This window comes from Streptomyces sp. NPDC107521 (assembly GCF_055598485.1).
Map to the genome: position 1 here is coordinate 164994 of NZ_JBVKAT010000012.1, position 17807 is coordinate 182800.

Annotated in this window: 11 protein-coding genes; 9 read left to right on the forward strand and 2 right to left on the reverse strand. The window is 74.6% G+C overall.

Features of this window, described 5'->3' with window-relative positions; all coding sequences use genetic code 11:
- Window positions 1-69: 69 nt before the first annotated feature.
- A complete protein-coding gene (locus ACZ7LB_RS19630) occupies window positions 70-1323 on the reverse strand; it encodes a CAP domain-containing protein (RefSeq protein WP_471469725.1) in 1254 nt (417 codons plus the stop codon).
- 203 nt (window positions 1324-1526) lie between these two features.
- On the opposite strand from ACZ7LB_RS19630, the gene ACZ7LB_RS19635 reads away from it, so the two are divergent.
- The 5 genes from ACZ7LB_RS19635 (at window position 1527) to ftsY (ending at window position 9498) form a co-directional block, all read left to right on the forward strand.
- Complete coding sequence (locus ACZ7LB_RS19635) at window positions 1527-1808, forward strand: acylphosphatase (RefSeq protein WP_161225549.1); 282 nt, start codon at window positions 1527-1529, stop codon at window positions 1806-1808.
- 381 nt (window positions 1809-2189) lie between these two features.
- The gene (locus tag ACZ7LB_RS19640; RefSeq protein WP_471469727.1) at window positions 2190-2393 is read left to right on the forward strand and encodes a hypothetical protein; all 204 of its coding nucleotides are present in this window, start codon (window positions 2190-2192) and stop codon (window positions 2391-2393) included.
- A 265-nt stretch (window positions 2394-2658) separates the two neighbouring features.
- Window positions 2659-6219 carry a chromosome segregation protein SMC gene (gene smc / locus ACZ7LB_RS19645; RefSeq protein ID WP_471469728.1) on the forward strand — a complete coding sequence of 1187 codons (3561 nt, stop codon included), beginning with the start codon at window positions 2659-2661 and terminating at the stop codon, window positions 6217-6219.
- Between the two features lie 454 nt (window positions 6220-6673).
- Window positions 6674-8092, forward strand: coding sequence for a sugar porter family MFS transporter (locus ACZ7LB_RS19650; protein WP_471469730.1), 1419 nt, complete (start codon window positions 6674-6676; stop codon window positions 8090-8092).
- 194 nt (window positions 8093-8286) lie between these two features.
- Entirely contained in the window at window positions 8287-9498 is a 1212-nt protein-coding gene (gene ftsY, locus ACZ7LB_RS19655) for a signal recognition particle-docking protein FtsY (protein WP_471469808.1), read from the forward strand.
- A gap of 51 nt (window positions 9499-9549) precedes the next feature.
- Here the strand turns inward: ftsY and ACZ7LB_RS19660 are convergent, their stop codons facing one another.
- Window positions 9550-10230 carry a bifunctional DNA primase/polymerase gene (locus ACZ7LB_RS19660; protein WP_471469732.1) on the reverse strand — a complete coding sequence of 227 codons (681 nt, stop codon included), beginning with the start codon at window positions 10228-10230 and terminating at the stop codon, window positions 9550-9552.
- A gap of 446 nt (window positions 10231-10676) precedes the next feature.
- Between ACZ7LB_RS19660 and nsdA the strand changes: the two genes are divergently transcribed.
- The 4 genes from nsdA to ftsH all read left to right on the forward strand — a co-directional run bounded on the left by nsdA (window position 10677) and on the right by ftsH (window position 17789).
- Window positions 10677-12167: a transcriptional repressor NsdA gene (gene nsdA / locus ACZ7LB_RS19665; protein WP_471469734.1), complete on the forward strand. Its 1491-nt coding sequence runs from the start codon at window positions 10677-10679 to the stop codon at window positions 12165-12167.
- Between the two features lie 358 nt (window positions 12168-12525).
- The gene (locus tag ACZ7LB_RS19670) at window positions 12526-13899 is read left to right on the forward strand and encodes an ammonium transporter (RefSeq protein ID WP_471469735.1); all 1374 of its coding nucleotides are present in this window, start codon (window positions 12526-12528) and stop codon (window positions 13897-13899) included.
- Window positions 13900-14078: 179 nt separating this feature from the next.
- Window positions 14079-15629 (forward strand): signal recognition particle protein, encoded by a 1551-nt coding sequence (ffh, locus tag ACZ7LB_RS19675; protein ID WP_471469736.1) that lies wholly within the window; start codon window positions 14079-14081, stop codon window positions 15627-15629.
- Window positions 15630-15839: 210 nt separating this feature from the next.
- Window positions 15840-17789, forward strand: a complete 1950-nt coding sequence (ftsH, locus tag ACZ7LB_RS19680; RefSeq protein WP_471469738.1) for an ATP-dependent zinc metalloprotease FtsH — start codon at window positions 15840-15842, stop codon at window positions 17787-17789.
- Window positions 17790-17807: the final 18 nt, after the last annotated feature.

Genomic DNA, 17807 nt, shown 5'->3' on the forward strand with positions numbered 1-17807 from the left:
GCCCCGGCCATCCGCGCCCCGGGGGGCCCGGAGGCCGGTGGTCCCGGTGGTCCCCGGCCCGGAGCCGTCTCAGTATCCGAACTCCTGGGTCCACCAGGGACCGCCGGCGCCGAAGTGGACGCCCACGCCCAGGGTCGTGAAGTCGCAGTTCAGGATGTTGGCCCGGTGGCCCGGGCTGTCCATCCAGGCGTCCATGACGGACCGGGCGCCGGACTGGCCGCGGGCGATGTTCTCGGCGCCCAGACCGGATATCCCGGCGGCCTCGGCACGGTCCCAGGGGGTGGCCCCGGCGGGGTCGGTGTGGTCGAAGAAGCCCTGCGCGGCCATGGCCCGGCTGAACGCCTCGGCGAGTTCCCGCAGCGCGCTGCTGGAGGCGACGGGGCTGCACCCGGCCCGGCCCCGCTCCTCGTTGACGAGGGCGACGGCCTCGGCGGCGGCGACCGCCGGATCGGGCGCGGCAGCGGGGGCGCTGGGCGCGGGGGGCCGGGGGAGGGCGCGCGGGCGGGCGGGCGCCGGCGCGGCGGACTCCGGCGCCCCGGTGTCCGGCGCGGCGGTGTCCGGCCGGTCCTCGCCGGGCCCGGCGGCGCGGGAGGGCGTCCGGGACGGCGCCGCGGGCTCCGGGGTCGCCGCCGCCGACGGCGCGGAGGCGGAGGGGGAGGGGGGCGTGGAGGGCGACGGGGACGCCGACGCCGGTGCCGACGGGTCCGTCGCGGACGCGGAGGGGGCGGTGGAGCCGGTGGAGGGGGCGGTGCCCCGGCCGGTGCCGGTGCCGCCGCCGGAGGGGCCCTCCTCGACGGCGCCGGAGGTGCCGCCCTGACCGGCGGGGGAGTTGGTCGGTGCCCCGGCGGACCGCGCGCGCTCGCCGCCGGAGCCGCTGCCGCCGAGGGTGTAGCTGTCCAGGCCGGGCACCGCGCCCGTGGCCACCGCGACCGTGCCGAGGGCGACGGCGGCGGTGATCCCGAGCAGCCCGGTGCGGACGGGGGTGACCAGACGCCTGCGGCGGCCCCGCTCCGCGTCCCCGGCGCCCCGGCCTGCGGGCGGGGAGCCCGCGGCCTCCTCCGGGGCCCGTCCCGCGCGGCCGGACCCGGAGCCGCCGTCCCCGGCCGGCTCGCCGGAGGCGTACAGGTAGGCGTCGCTCCGGGCACGGGCCTCGGCGTAGGCGTCGGAGTCCAGGTAGGGCGCGGAGCCCATGGTGGGCGGGTGCTCCACCGGTTCCGGGGAGCGCGGCGCGCGGCCCTCGGGGGCGGCGCCGTCCGGCTGCCCGGCCCCCTCGGGGCGGTCCCCTCCGGCACGGCCGGCGTCGGAGCGGCGGTGGCGTCCCATGTCTGGCCTTCCTCTGTCCTGGCCTTCCTCGTGCCGGCGCCCGTGCGCGTCCCCGCGGCCCCACGTTCACCATGGCAACGATCACCCTTGCGAACTTCACACGATCGAGTGAGTTTGCTCAAGAGTTCACTGGGTCGGGACGGTACCCCATGACGCAAGGGGAGGAAGTGTGCCGAGTGGCACCAGTTGGCTAGGTTGCACTCATGAACGAGGACGTACGACTGGTCGCGTGGGTGCGCGGACAGGTGCAGGGCGTGGGATTCCGCTGGTTCACGCGGGCCAGGGCGCTGGAGCTCGGGGGCCTGAGTGGTTTTGCTCTCAATGTGGCCGACGGGCGGGTCCAGGTGGTCGCGGAGGGCCCCCGGGAGCGCTGCGAGGCGCTGCTGGAGTGGCTGCACGGGGACGACACGCCCGGCCGTGTTGACGGCGTCACCGAGATCTGGGACACACCCCGGGGCGGCTACGAGGGCTTCGCCATCCGCTGACCGCGGCCCGGCGGCGGCCTTCGGACGACGGGCCGTCGCCGGGCCGCCCGGAGGGAGAACGGGCAGGTGGTTGCCAAGAACGCCGCACCGTGACAGGCTCCGCCGCACGGAACGACCGCCACGCCCCCCGGGCCCCCGAAGCGCCGCCGCCGCGCCGCGCCGGAGCCGCGCGTCCCCCGGGCGGAGGCCCGTGCGGGGCGTGATCGTGTTGACCGTCAAACTTTTTGGTGAGAGGCTGAAAGCCCCGCGCACCTCCGCTGTTTGGCATGGTCGAAGGCCAGCAAGAACACGCAAGAACTCCAGAGTGCCAAGCACCGCGGGTGCGATCCCTCACGACCCACACCGCTTCGGTCGGTCACTCATTGTGGAGGACCATCCATCATGGCAAAGGCGCTTCTCGGTTACGTCGGCGGCTCCGACCCGCGACTCCTCGCCGAGATGCGACGGCTCCAGCAGCGCGTCCAGGACCTGGAATCGGAACTCCTCCGCATCCAGGCGGAGAACGACGCACTCGCGGCTGCCGCTTCTCACGACAGGATCATGGAGAGCGTTGACGCACACCAGGCGGAGCCTGCGCTCACCTGATCACCGCATCATCCGCACCGCTCCACGACGGCGACAGCGGCGGGACTCACCTCCCGGTCGCTGAACCGCCGGAGTCGCAAGGGACGCCCCGGCGTCCCTTCTCTTCTTCCCGCCCGTCCTCGGCGCCCCGGCCCGACGGCCCTCTCCGCCCCCGCGTCGTCCCTCCCTCTTCTCACCGTGATGTGCCCCCCGCGTTCACCGGCGAAACCGCGGCCGTTCACCGGTTCATGGAGTGAGACACCGGCGGACGGTAGAGTCCGGCGGCGTGCACCTGAAGGCCCTGACCCTGCGCGGCTTCAAATCGTTCGCCTCCGCGACGACGCTCCGCTTCGAACCCGGCATCACCTGCGTGGTCGGGCCCAACGGCTCGGGCAAGTCCAACGTCGTCGACGCGCTGAGCTGGGTCATGGGCGAGCAGGGCGCCAAGACCCTGCGCGGCGGCAAGATGGAGGACGTCATCTTCGCCGGCACCACCGGCCGCCCGCCGCTCGGCCGGGCCGAGGTGTCGCTCACCATCGACAACTCCGACGGCGCCCTCCCCATCGAGTACGCCGAGGTCACCATCACGCGGACCATGTTCCGCAACGGCGGCAGCGAGTACCGGATCAACGGCGACACCTGCCGCCTCCTCGACATCCAGGAACTCCTCTCCGACTCCGGCATCGGCCGCGAGATGCACGTCATCGTCGGCCAGGGCCGCCTGGACTCCGTCCTGCACGCCGACCCCACCGGCCGCCGCGCCTTCATCGAGGAGGCCGCCGGCGTCCTCAAGCACCGCAAGCGCAAGGAGAAGGCGCTCCGCAAACTCGACGCCATGCGGGCCAACCTCGCCCGCGTCCAGGACCTCACCGACGAACTCCGGCGCCAGCTCAAGCCCCTGGGCCGCCAGGCGGCCGTCGCCCGCCGCGCCGCCGTCATCCAGGCCGACCTGCGCGACGCCCGGCTGCGCCTGCTCGCCGACGACCTCGTCCGGCTGCGCGAGGCCCTGAGCACCGAGATCGCCGACGAGGCCGCGCTCAAGGAACGCAAGGAGGCCGCCGAACGCGACCTCGCCGCCGCCCTGAGCCGGGAGGCCGCCCTGGAGGACGAGACGCGCCGGCTCGCGCCCCGCCTCCGGCGCGCCCAGCAGACCTGGTACGAACTGTCCCAACTGGCCGAGCGGGTGCGCGGCACCGTCTCCCTCGCCGACGCCCGGGTGCGCAGCGCCACCTCCGCGCCCCCCGAGGAGCGCACCGGCCGCGACCCCGGTGAACTCGAACGCGAGGCCGCCCGCGTCCGCGAGCAGGAGGCGGAACTCGAAGCCGCCCTGGAGGCCGCCGAACGGGCCCTGGAGGACACCGTCGCTCACCGCGCCGACCTCGAACGCGCCCTCGCCCACGAGGAACGCCGTCTCAAGGACGCCGCCCGCGCCCTCGCCGACCGCCGCGAGGGACTCGCCCGGCTCAGCGGCCGGGCCGCCGCCGCCCGCTCGCGCGCCGCCGCCGCCCAGGCCGAGATCGAACGCCTCGCCGCGGCCCGCGACGAGTCCCGGGAACGCGCCGCCACCGCCCGGGAGGAGTACGAGACGCTGCGCGCCGAGGTCGACGCCCTCGACGCCGACGACCGGGACCTGGCCGCCCGGCACGAGGCCGCCCGGCAGCGGCTCGCCTCGGCGGAGACCGCCCTCGCCGCCGCCCGGGAGGCCGCCACCGCCGCCGAGCGCGCCCGCGCCGCCACCCGCGCCCGGCACGACGCCCTCGCCCTCGGGCTGCGCCGCAAGGACGGCACCGGGGCGCTGCTCGCCGCCCGGGACCGGCTCGGCGGTGTGTTCGGCCCCGCCGCCGGACTCCTCACCGTGGCGCCCGGTCACGAGACCGCCCTCGCCGCCGCCTTCGGCACCGCCGCCGACGCCCTCGCCGTCACCTCCGCCGCTGCCGCCGCCGACGCCCTGCGGCTGCTGCGCAAGCAGGACGCCGGCCGCGCCGCCCTCCTCCTCGCCGGCGGCCCCGACGACCCCGCCGACACGGCCCCGCCCCCGCCCGCCGGGGCCCGCTACGCCGCCGACCTGGTGCGCGCCCCCGCCGACCTGATGCCCGCCGTACGGCGCCTGCTGCGCGGGATCGTCGTCGTCGGCACCCTGGAGGACGCCGAGGAACTGGTCCGCGCCCGGCCCGCGCTGACCGCCGTCACCGCCGAGGGCGACCTGCTCGGCGCCCACTTCGCCCACGGCGGCTCCGCCGGGGCGCCCAGTCTGCTGGAGGTGCGGGCCTCCGTCGACGAGGCCGCCGCCGAACTCGCCGAACTCGACGTGCGCTGCCGGGAGCTGGCAACCGCCCAGGACACGGCCGCCGGGGAGCGCGCCGGGGCCGCCGGGCTCGTCGAGGAACTGGGGGAGCGGCGCCGCACCGCCGACCGGGAGAAGTCCGCCGTCGCCCAGCGCCTCGGACGGCTCTCCGGGCAGGCGCGCGGCGCGGCCGGGGAGGCCGAGCGGTCCGCCGCCGCGGCCGAGCGGGCCCAGGAGGCGCTGGACACCGCCCTGGCGGAGGCCGGGGAGATGGAGGAGCGGCTCACCGCGGCCGAGGAGATGCCGGTGGAGGAGGAGCCCGACACCGCCGTCCGTGACCGGCTCGCCGCCGACGGCGCCAACGCCCGCCAGACCGAGATGGAGGCCCGTCTCCAGGCCCGTACCCACGAGGAACGGGTCAAGGCGCTCGCCGGGCGCGCCGACTCCCTCGACCGCGCCGCCCGCGCCGAGCGCGAGGCCCGCGCCCGCGCCGAGCGGCGCCGGGCCCGGCTGCGCCACGAGGCCGCGGTCGCCGGGGCCGTCGCCTCCGGTGCCCGGCAACTGCTGGCGCACATCGAGGTCTCCCTGGTCCGCGCCGGGACGGAGCGCGCCGCCGCCGAGACGGCCCGGACCGCGTGCGAGGGCGAACTGGCCACCGCCCGGGCCGCCGCGCGCGATCTCACCGCGCGGCTCGACACCCTGACGGACTCGGTCCACCGCGGCGAGGTGCTCGGCGCCGAGAAGCGGCTGCGCATCGAGCAGCTGGAGACGAGGGCGCTGGAGGAACTGGGCGTCGAACCGGGGGCGCTGGTGGCCGAGTACGGGCCGCACCGGCCGGTGCCCCCCTCGCCCCCCGCCGAGGGGGAGCGGCCCCCGGAAGGTCCGGAGGACCCCCGCGACCTGCCCCGGCCCTTCGTGCGGGACGAGCAGGAGCGGCGGCTGAGGGCGGCCGAGCGGGCCCACCAGCAGCTGGGCAAGGTCAACCCGCTGGCCCTGGAGGAGTTCGCGGCGCTGGAGGAGCGCCACCAGTTCCTCGGCGAGCAGCTGGAGGACCTGCGGAAGACCCGCGCCGACCTGCTCCAGGTCGTCAAGGAGGTCGACGAGCGGGTCGAGCAGGTCTTCACGGACGCCTTCCGGGACACGGCCCGGGAGTTCGAGGGCGTCTTCGGCCGCCTCTTCCCCGGCGGCGAGGGGCGGCTGGTGCTGACCGACCCCGGCGACATGCTCGCCACGGGCGTGGACGTCGAGGCCCGGCCGCCGGGCAAGAAGGTCAAGCGGCTGTCGCTGCTCTCCGGCGGCGAGCGGTCGCTGACCGCCGTGGCCCTGCTGGTGGCCATCTTCAGGGCGCGGCCCAGCCCCTTCTACGTCATGGACGAGGTGGAGGCGGCGCTCGACGACACCAACCTCCAGCGGCTGATCCGGATCATGCGGGAGCTCCAGGAGGTCTCCCAGCTCATCGTGATCACGCACCAGAAGCGGACGATGGAGGTCGCCGACGCGCTCTACGGCGTGTCCATGCAGGGCGACGGAGTCTCGAAGGTCATCAGCCAGCGCCTCCGCTAGCCGGGCCGGGGCGGTCCGCACCTGGGCCGTCCGCGCCGGGACCGTCCGCGCCGGGGACCGGCTCCGGACCGGCCGCCGGGGCCGCCGGTAACCCCCGCCCGAGGCACCCGCCGGCCGGGTGCGCGCCGGGGCCGGTGCCCGGGGCCCGGGGGCGGGTGCCCGATGCCCGTCGGCCGGGTGTTCATCCGCCGAACGCGACGGCCCGTCCGCCCGGAGCGCCCCGCCCCCCGGGCCCCGTCCGGGGGGCTCCGTCCCCGGAGTCCCGACATGAGTTCCGGAAGTCGGGACAGGAGTGGTGACGCGTCTCGACGCAGAAATACCGGAGAGCCTTCGTCCTTTTGACTTCGGAATGTGAAGGCATAGTCTCTGCAACGTTGCTTTTATCCGGAATGTCCTTTCGGGTTCAGGGAGGACGGACCGCCCGGCAGCGTTGCCGGCAGTCGGAGGAGTACACGTGGCCAACGCGCCTCAGACACCCGGTCCAGCGGCCCGGACGGCCCATCCCGACCATCTCGGGCACGTCATCTTCATCGCGGCGGCGGCCGCGATGGGCGGCTTCCTCTTCGGCTACGACAGCTCCGTCATCAACGGCGCGGTCGAGGCCGTCCGGGACCGCTACGACGTGGGCTCCGCCCTGCTGGCCCAGGTCATCGCCATCGCGCTGATCGGCTGCGCGATCGGCGCCGCCACCGCCGGGCGGATCGCGGACCGCATCGGCCGCATCCGCTGCATGCAGATCGCCTCGGTGCTCTTCACCGTGAGCGCCGTCGGCTCGGCCCTGCCCTTCGCGCTGTGGGACCTCGCCATGTGGCGGATCATCGGCGGCTTCGCCATCGGCATGGCCTCGGTGATCGGCCCCGCCTACATCGCGGAGGTCTCGCCGCCCGCCTACCGCGGCCGGCTGGGCTCCTTCCAGCAGGCCGCCATCGTCGTCGGCATCGCCGTGTCGCAGCTCGTCAACTGGGGGCTGCTGAACGCCGCCGGGGGCGACCAGCGCGGCCGGCTGATGGGGCTGGAGGCCTGGCAGGTCATGCTCGGGGTGATGGTCGTCCCGGCCGTCCTGTACGGGCTGCTGTCCTTCGCCATCCCCGAGTCGCCCCGCTTCCTGGTCTCCGTCGGCAAGCGGGAGCGGGCCCGGAGGATCCTCGCCGAGGTCGAGGGCGAGCACATCGACTTCGACGCCCGGATCGCGGAGATCGAGCACGCGATGCGGCGCGAGGAGAAGTCGAGCTTCAAGGACCTGCGCGGCGGGAGCCACTTCTTCAAGCCGATCGTCTGGGTCGGCATCGGCCTCTCGGCCTTCCAGCAGCTCGTCGGCATCAACGTGGCGTTCTACTACTCGTCGACGCTGTGGCAGTCGGTCGGCATCGACCCGACGGACTCCTTCCTCTACTCGTTCACCACCTCGATCATCAACATCATCGGCACCGTGATCGCGATGATCTTCGTGGACCGCATCGGCCGCAAGCCGCTCGCCCTGATCGGCTCGGTCGGCATGGTCATCGGCCTCTCCATGGAGGCCTGGGCCTTCTCCTACGACCTGGTCGACGGGAAGCTCCCGGCCACCCAGGGCTGGGTCGCGCTGCTCGCCGCCCACTGGTTCGTGCTCTTCTTCGCCCTCTCCTGGGGCGTCGTGGTCTGGGTCCTCCTCGGCGAGATGTTCCCCAACCGCATCCGCGCCGCCGCGCTGGGCGTGGCCGCCTCGGCGCAGTGGATCGCCAACTGGGCCATCACCGCGAGCTTCCCCTCGCTGGCCGACTGGAACCTGTCCGGCACGTACGTGATCTACACCTGCTTCGCCGCGCTCTCCATCCCGTTCGTCCTGAGGTTCGTCAAGGAGACGAAGGGCAAGGCCCTGGAGGAGATGGGCTGACGGCGGCGGACCGCGCGGCCGGGGCCGCGCGCGGGGCCCGCCCGCCGGGGCCGGACGCCGGGGCCGGACGACCGCGGGGGCGGTCCCGGCCCCCGCGCCGTGCCGGTGCGCGGCGCCGCCCCGGACCCCCGCCGCCCCCGGGAGACACCGCAAAGGGGCTGTGCCGGAAGGCCATGGCTGATACTGGACGAGTTATGGACATCGTCATCCTTGCTGTAGTCATCGCCGTGGTGGTGATCGGCGCGCTCGGCGGGCTGGTGGTGGGCAGCCGCCGCAGGAAGCAGTTGCCTCCGCCGCCCTCGACGCCCGACATCACCGCCCCTCCGGCCGAGCCGCACGTCGGCGACGAGGCCGAGAAGCCCCGCGACGAACCGCGCCGGACGATAGAGGAGGCCGACCTCCCGGACGGCGGCGGCGCCCCCGCCACCGTCGAGGAGCCGCCCGTCGTCGAAGAGCTCGAGGTCCCTCCGGTCGAGGTTCCCGAGCCCACCGCCGGCCGTCTGGTCCGGCTCCGTGCCCGCCTCTCCCGTTCGCAGAACGCGCTCGGCAAGGGCCTGCTGACCCTGCTCTCCCGCGAGCACCTCGACGAGGACACCTGGGAGGAGGTCGAGGAGACGCTGCTCATCGCCGACGTCGGCGTGCAGCCGACCCAGGAGCTGGTCGAGCGGCTGCGCGAGCGGGTCAGGGTGCTGGGCACCCGCACCCCCGCCGAGCTGCGCGGCCTGCTGCGCGAGGAGCTGCTCGCGCTGGTCGACCCCGCCATGGACCGGGAGGTGAAGACCGAACCGGGCGGCAGCCGCCCCGGCGTCGTGATGGTCGTCGGGGTCAACGGCACCGGCAAGACCACCACCACCGGCAAGCTGGCCCGGGTCCTGGTCGCGGACGGCCGCGGGGTGGTCCTCGGCGCCGCCGACACCTTCCGCGCCGCCGCCGCCGACCAGCTCCAGACCTGGGGCGAGCGGGTCGGCGCCCACATCGTGCGCGGCCCCGAGGGCGGCGACCCGGCCTCCGTCGCCTTCGACGCGGTCAAGGAGGGCAAGGAGACCGGCGCCGACGTCGTGCTCATCGACACCGCCGGGCGCCTGCACACCAAGACCGGGCTCATGGACGAGCTGGGCAAGGTCAAGCGGGTCGTGGAGAAGCAGGCCCCGCTGGACGAGGTGCTCCTCGTGCTCGACGCCACCACCGGCCAGAACGGTCTGATCCAGGCCCGGGTCTTCGCCGAGGTCGTCAACATCACCGGCATCGTCCTCACCAAGCTGGACGGCACCGCCAAGGGCGGCATCGTGATCGCCGTCCAGCGCGAGCTGGGCGTGCCGGTCAAGCTGATCGGGCTCGGGGAGGGCCCGGACGACCTGGCCCCGTTCGAACCGGAGGCCTTCGTCGACGCCCTCATCGGGGACTGACCCCGTCCGTCCCGGAGCGCCCGCCCCCACCGGGGGCGGGCGCTCCGTCGTTCACGCCCGGGACCGGTGGGCCACGTAGGCCAGGGCGCCGAGCAGCAGCGGGGCCGCCGGGGGACGGGCCGCGGAGTCCAGGGACGGCGGGCGCAGCCAGCGGGCTGGGCCCCGGCCACCGCGGTCGGACGGCGGGGCGGTGATCCAGCTCCCGGGGCCCAGCCCGTGCAGGTCGAGGGCGGCCCGGTCGTCCCAGCCCATCCGGTAGAGCAGCCCGGGCAGCCCGTCGGCGGAGCCCGGGGCGACGAAGAACTGGGCGCGGCCCTGCGGGGTGACCACCACCGGGCCCAGCGGCACGCCCAGCCGCTCCAGCCGCGTCAGCGCCCGGCGCCCGGCGGCCTCCGCCACCTCGATCACGTCGAAGGCCCGCCCCACCGGCAGCATCACCGCGGCCCCCGGGTACCGGGCCCAGGCCGCGCACGCCTCGTCCAGCGGCGCCCCGGCGGGGATCTCCGGCGCGAAGACCAGCGGATGGGCGCCCGGCTCGGCGCAGTCGGCCCGGCCGCAGGAGCACCGGCCGCCGCCGGCCCGCGCCCCCGGCACCACGTCCCAGCCCCACAGCCCGGTGAACTCCGCCACCGCCGTGCACTCGGGGGTCACCGCGCGACCCCGCCGGCGGGTGCCGGACCGGAGATCGCGGATGCCCCGCCCACTGCCGATGCTGCCGATCGTGAAGCCCATGCCCCCTCCAACGGGTCCGGCGTACCGGCGGTTACGCAGCGGACGTCACATGTGACGCTCTGTCCCTACCTCCCCGGTGCGGCGCGGTTCAGGCAGCGCGTTGAAGCTCCACCGGGTGTGTGCGCCGTGGTGTGCGCCCCGATGTGCATCCGTGCACCGCTCGCGGGTTGATCACTGTCAAGTCAATCGCGTGGAGGTCGGCGGGAGTTCATTCGAAGGGGTGGCGAATGGTGGCGTTTCGGAGTTCGCCATGGCCGGACGGGTGATCGTAGGATTACTTTGTGTGCATGAGGCCTCGGGGCACATGCAGGTACGCGTATGCCGCGGGCAACCCGACATTCCGTTCGGGGGGTGACACACACCGGACGGACGGTCACCGCCACCGGCATTCTGGTAAGGCTTGGCGCACTCGGCGTACAGGTGGTCTCAGGGATGGGGGCGTTCCAGTGAGCGGCAACGGCGGAAGCGGTACGGGCGCGGGCAGCGCCGCGCCCTCCGGGAAGCGCCCCAACGAGCTGCTCACCTCCTGGTTCGCGCGCAGCGGCTGGTCCAAGGGCGAGCTGGCCCGCCAGGTCAACCGCCGGGCCCGCGGGCTCGGTGCCAACCACATCTCCACCGACACCTCCCGCGTGCGCCGCTGGCTCGACGGGGAGAACCCGCGCGAGCCCATCCCCGGCATCCTCGCCGAGCTGTTCTCCGAACGCTTCGGCGTCGTGGTCTCCGTCGAGGACCTCGGCCTGCGCGCCTCCCGCCCCGTCCCCTCCGCCACCGGCGTCGACCTGCCCTGGACGGGGCCGCAGACCGTGGCCCTGCTCAGCGAGTTCTCCCGCAGCGACCTGATGCTGGCCCGGCGCGGCTTCCTCGGCTCCTCGCTGGCCCTGTCCGCGGGACCCGGCCTCATCGAGCCCATGCAGCGCTGGCTGGTCCCCTCGCCGCCCGCCCCGGCCGAGCCCGACCCCGCGCCCGCCTCCCGCTCCCGCGGCAGGCTCTCCGGCCCCGAGCTGGAGCTGCTGGAGTCCACCGCCGTGATGTTCCGCCGCTGGGACGCCCAGTGCGGCGGCGGACTGCGCCGCAAGGCCGTCGTCGGCCAGCTCCACGAGGTGACCGACCTCCTCCAGGAACCGCACAGCGGGACCACCCGCGCCAAGCTGTTCAAGGTCGCCGCCGAGCTGGCCGAGCTCGCCGGCTGGATGTCGTACGACGTGGGGCTCCAGCCCACCGCGCAGAAGTACTTCGTGCTCGCCCTGCACGCCGCCAAGGAGGCGGGGGACCGGCCGCTCGGCTCGTACATCCTCTCCAGCATGAGCCGCCAGATGATCCACCTCGGGCGGCCCGACGACGCCCTGGAGCTGATCCACCTCGCCCAGTACGGCAGCCGCGACTGCGCCGGGCCCCGCACCCAGGCGATGCTCTACGCCATGGAGGCCCGCGCCTACGCCAACATGGGCCGCCCCGGCCGCTGCAAACGCGCCGTGCGCATGGCGGAGGACACCTTCGCCGACGCCGACGACGCCCTTGAGCCCGAGCCCGACTGGATCCGTTTCTTCTCCGAGGCCGAACTGCACGGCGAGAACAGCCACTCCTTCCGCGACCTCGCCTACGTCGCCGGCCGCAGCCCCGCCTACGCCTCCCTGGCCGAGCCCCTGATGCGGCGCGCCGTCGACCTGTTCTCCCGGGACGAGGAGCACCAGCGCTCGTACGCGCTCAACCTGATCGGCATGGCCACGGTGCACCTGCTGCGCCGGGAGCCCGAGGAGAGCGCCGTCCTCGCCACCGAGGCCCTGCGGATCGCCAAGAAGGTCCGCTCCGAACGCGTCACCACCCGCATCCGCAAGACCGTCGACACCGCCGCACGCGACTTCGGCGACCTGGGTGAGGTCGTCGACCTCACCGAGCGGCTCGCCGCCGAACTGCCGGAGACCGCCGAGGCGGTCTGACCCCACCAGCCCCGGCCGCGGCCGGACCTCCCGGAACAGCCCGACTCGGCTCCCCCATGCCAGGTCATTCGGAGGCCGCCGCGGCCGGTTCCCGTCCGCACCGGACGGCGCCGCGCCCACGGGGCCCGGCCCGCCCCGGCCGCCGTCCCGGTCCAGGGCCACCCCCTTCCCCGGCCGCCCTCCGCCCCCGGCCGCCCCCGTGCGTTCACCGGGGCGAAACACGGGCGCCGCACCCGTCACCGGCGGGAAACACCCGGAGCCGCGGACCGAAACCGGGCCGCGTCACGCTCGTCCGTAACGGCCCACCGCCCCTCGCCGGGGACCCGCCCCGGGCCGTACCGACGACGAGGAGACGCCGATGACCTCAGCCGCCCTGTTCGCCGCGGAACCGCGGCTCTCCGCCGCCAACACCGGGTTCCTGCTCCTCTGCTCCGCCCTGGTGATGCTCATGACCCCGGCCCTGGCCCTCTTCCACGGCGGCATGGTCCGCGCCAGGAGCACCCTGAACATGCTGATGATGAGCTTCGTCGGTCTCGGCGTCGTCAGCGCGCTGTGGGTGCTCTACGGCTTCTCCCTGGCCTTCGGCCCCGACACCGGGTCCCTGATCGGCTGGAACCCCGAGTGGCTCGGCCTCTCCGGCATCGCGCCGGGGGAGCTGTGGGACGGCGGGGACGTGCCCGTCCTCGCCTTCCTCGTCTTCCAGCTCATGTTCGCCGTCCTCACCCCCGCCCTGATCAGCGGCGCCCTCGCGGACCGGGTCCGGTTCGGCGCCTGGACCCTCTTCGTCGCCCTGTGGGCCACCGCCGTGTACTTCCCCGTCGCCCACTGGGTCTGGGGGGCCGGGGGCTGGGCCCGCGAACTCGGCGTGATCGACTTCGCCGGAGGCACCGCTGTGCACATCAACGCCGGGGCCGCCGCGCTCGCCGTGGTCCTCGTCGTCGGCCGCCGGGACGGGTTCCCCGCGCGGTCCGCCCGTCCGCACAGCCTCCCGCTGGTCATGCTGGGCACCGGCCTGCTCTGGTTCGGCTGGTTCGGCTTCAACGCCGGGTCGGGGCTCGGCAACGACGACGGCGTCGGCGCCCTGATGACCGTCAACACCCAGGTCGCCAGCGGCGCCGCCATGCTGGCCTGGCTCGCCCACGACCGGATCCGCCGCGGCGCCTGCACCAGCCTCGGCGCCGCCTCCGGGGCCGTCGCCGGGCTCGTCGCGATCACCCCGGCCGGGGGCGCGGTCTCCCCGCTCGGCGCGCTCGCCGTCGGCGCCGCCGCCGGGGTGCTGTGCGCCATGGCCGTCGGCCTCAAGCACCGCTTCGGCCACGACGACTCCCTCGACGTGGTCGGCGTCCACCTCGTCGGCGGGATCGTCGGCTCCCTGCTCGTCGGCCTGCTCGCCACCGGCGAGGGGCAGTCCGCCGCCACCGGGCTCCTCTACGGAGGCGGGGCCGGGCAGCTCTGGAAGCAGTGCGCCGGGGTCCTGGGCGTCCTCGCCTACTCCCTGGCCGCCTCCGCCGCCCTCGCCCTGCTGCTGGACCGCACCATCGGGATGCGGGTCCCGGCGGAGACCGGGGCCGCGGGTCTCGACCGGGCCGAACACGCCGAGGACGCCTACGACTTCGAGGGAGCGGACACTCCCGCCGCCCGGCCCGCCGTCCGTCCGGGGGCCCGGCCCGCCGCCCCGGTGACGGCCGCGGCCCCCGAGCCGGAACCGGCGGGCAGGCCGGCCGGCGGCTGACCCCGCCACCGCCCGGGGGCCCGGGCGCCCGGGCCCTGCGGGGCCGGTGGGGCGCCCGCGGCCCCGGGCCGCGGGCCCCGGCGGCCACCGGGGTCACCGGGCGGGGAGGATTTGCTCGCCGGGACGGATACCCTGGAGGGCAGCCCAGAACGCCCCCGACTCCGAGGACCGACGCCGCCGTGTTCGATACTCTCTCCGACCGCCTCTCAGCGACGTTCAAGAACCTGCGTGGCAAGGGACGGCTGTCCGAAGCGGACATCGACGCCACGGCGCGCGACATCCGGGTCGCCCTCCTGGAAGCGGACGTGGCCCTGCCGGTCGTCCGCACCTTCATCCGGAGCGTCAAGGAGAGGGCGCTGGGCTCGGAGGTCTCCAAGGCCCTCAACCCCGCCCAGCAGTTCGTCAAGATCGTCAATGACGAGCTGACCGGCATCCTCGGCGGCGAGACCCGGCGCCTGCGCTTCGCCAAGCAGCCCCCCACCGTGATCATGCTCGCGGGCCTCCAGGGCGCGGGCAAGACCACCCTCGCGGGCAAGCTCGGCAAGTGGCTCAAGGACCAGGGCCACTCCCCGCTGCTGGTCGCCTGCGACCTCCAGCGCCCCAACGCCGTCAACCAGCTCAGCGTCGTCGCCGAGCGCGCCGGCGTCGCCGTCTACGCCCCCGAGCCGGGCAACGGCGTGGGCGACCCGGTGAAGGTCGCCAAGGACTCCGTCGAGTTCGCGAAGTCCCGGGTCCACGACATCGTCATCGTCGACACCGCCGGCCGCCTCGGCATCGACCAGGAGCTGATGCGGCAGGCCGCCGACATCCGCGACGCGGTCCGTCCCGACGAGATCCTCTTCGTCGTCGACGCCATGATCGGCCAGGACGCCGTCAACACCGCCGAGGCCTTCCGCGACGGCGTCGGCTTCGACGGCGTGGTCCTCTCCAAGCTCGACGGCGACGCCCGCGGCGGTGCCGCCCTGTCGATCGCCTCGGTCACCGGCAAGCCGATCATGTTCGCCTCCAACGGCGAGAAGCTCGACGACTTCGACGCCTTCCACCCCGACCGGATGGCCTCCCGCATCCTCGACATGGGTGACCTGCTCACCCTGATCGAGCAGGCGGAGAAGACGTTCAGCCAGGAAGAGGCCGAGAAGATGGCCTCCAAGCTGGCGTCCAAGAAGGGCCAGGACTTCACCCTGGACGACTTCCTGGCCCAGATGGAGCAGGTCAGGAAGATGGGCAGCATCTCCAAGCTGCTCGGCATGCTGCCCGGCATGGGCCAGATCAAGGACCAGATCAGCAACCTCGACGAGCGGGACGTCGACCGCACCGCCGCGATCATCAAGTCGATGACCCCGGGCGAGCGCCACGACCCGACGATCATCAACGGCTCCCGCCGCGCCCGTATCGCCAAGGGCTCCGGCGTCGAGGTCAGCGCCGTGAAGTCGCTGGTCGAGCGGTTCTTCGAGGCCCGCAAGATGATGTCCCGGATGGCCCAGGGCGGCGGCATGCCCGGGATGCCGGGGATGCCGGGCATGGGCGGCGGTCCGGGCCGGACGAAGAAGCAGCCCAAGAAGGCCAAGGGCAAGCAGCGCTCCGGCAACCCGATGAAGCGCAAGCAGCAGGAGCAGGAGGAGGCCGCCCGCCGCGCCGCCGCCGCCCAGTCCGGCGGTGCGCTCGGCCTGCCGCAGCAGGGCGGCCAGGACTTCGAGCTGCCGGACGAGTTCAAGAAGTTCATGGGCTGACGGTCCGCCCGCCGCCGTCCGCACTCCGTACGCCCCTGGGGGCGCCCGCTCTCCGCGGGGCGCCCCCAGGGGCGTACGCGGTGACGGGGGGCGGGCCCCGCCGGGTGGGTGCGCGGTGGTCCGGACACCCCCGGGAGGGCGGCGGGCCGGGGCGGCCCCCGGGGCATCCACGCGCATGCCGGTGGGGCTTTCCTGTCGTACCGTCCGGATATGACCAACCCCTCCCCGCCGCGCAAGGCCGCCGAGCCGCCCTGGCGCACCGAGGGCACGCCCGACGAACCGCCGAAGCCCCCGCCCGGCGGCGGACGGCGGATGCGCGGCGGCTGGTGGAGCCTGATCATCGCCGCCCTGGCCGTCTACCTGATCGCCAACCTCGTCCTCTCCTTCTTCAACGAGGGCGGCGAACCGACCATCTCCTACACGGAGTTCAGCAAGCAGGTCGACGAGGGCAACGTCAGCCGGATCTACGCCAAGGGCGACGCCATCCAGGGCCAGCTCAAGAAGGCCCGGGACCGGCCCGGCGGCGACGGCACCTACACCAAGTTCCAGACCGAGCGGCCGACCTTCGCCGACGACCGGCTCTGGGAGGAGCTGACCCGGCACCACGTCACCGTCACGGCCGAGCCCGTCGTCCAGCACCGCAGCTTCCTCTCCAACCTGCTGATCTCACTGGCCCCGATGCTGCTCCTGGTCGCCCTGTGGATCTTCATCGCCCGGCGGATGAGCCGCGCCATGGGCGGCGGAGCGGGCGGGATGCTCGGCCGCAAGGCCCCGCCCAGGCCGGTCGAGCTGGAGCCGGGGAAACCGCGCACCACCTTCGCCGACGTGGCCGGGATCGACGAGGTCGAGGGCGAGCTGAACGACGTCGTCGACTTCCTGAAGAACCCCGACGCCTACCGCCGCATGGGCGCCAAGATGCCCCGGGGCGTCCTGCTCACCGGACCGCCCGGCACCGGCAAGACCCTGCTGGCCCGCGCCGTCGCCGGGGAGGCGGGGGTGCCGTTCTTCTCGGCCTCCGCCTCCGAGTTCATCGAGATGATCGTGGGCGTGGGCGCCTCCCGGGTGCGGGAGCTGTTCGCCGAGGCCCGCAAGGTGGCGCCGTCGATCATCTTCATCGACGAGATCGACACCATCGGCCGGGCCCGCGGCGGCGGCTCCGGCATGGGCGGCCACGACGAGCGCGAGCAGACCCTCAACCAGATCCTCACCGAGATGGACGGCTTCTCCGGCTCGGAGGGCGTCGTCGTCATCGCGGCCACCAACCGCGCCGACATCCTGGACCCCGCGCTGACCCGCCCCGGCCGCTTCGACCGGGTCGTCACCGTCTCGCCCCCGGACCGGGACGGCCGGGAGGCCATCCTCGCCATCCACACCCGCGAGATCCCCCTCGCCCCCGACGTCGACCTCGCCCAGGTCGCCCGCACCACCCCGGGCATGACCGGCGCCGAACTGGCCAACCTCGCCAACGAGGCCGCCCTCCTCGCGGTCAAGCGGAAGCAGGACCGGGTGACCCAGGGCGACCTGTCCGAGGCCCTGGAGAAGGTGCAGCTCGGCGCCGAACGCCCGCTGGTGATGCCGCTGGAGGAGCGTCGGCGCACCGCCTACCACGAGAGCGGCCACGCCCTGCTGGGCATGCTCCAGCCGGGCGCCGACCCCGTCCGCAAGATCACCATCGTGCCGCGCGGCCGGGCGCTCGGCGTGACGCTCTCCACGCCGGACGCCGACAAGTACGCGTACACGGAGGAGTACCTGCGCGGCCGGATCATCGGCGCCCTCGGCGGGATGGCCGCGGAGCACGTGGTGTACGACGTGATCACCACCGGCTCGGAGAGCGATCTGGAGCAGGTCACCGGCATCGCCCGCGGCATGGTCGGCCGCTGGGGCATGAGCGCGCGGGTCGGCAGGCTCTCCGCCCTCCCCGGCGACGCCCAGCAGGCGTACGGGCTGGCGGCGGCCCCGGCCACCCTCGACGCCATCGACGGGGAGATGCGCCGGGTGGTCGACGAGTGCTACGCGGAGGCCGTGCACAAGCTGCGCGAGCACCGCGCCCGTCTGGACGCGCTGGCCGAGGCGCTGCTGGCCGAGGAGACGCTGGACGAGGCGGACGCCTACCGGATCGCCGGGGTGCCCCGGCTCGCGAAGGAGGACCCGGGGGAGTGACCGGTGCCCCCTCGGCGG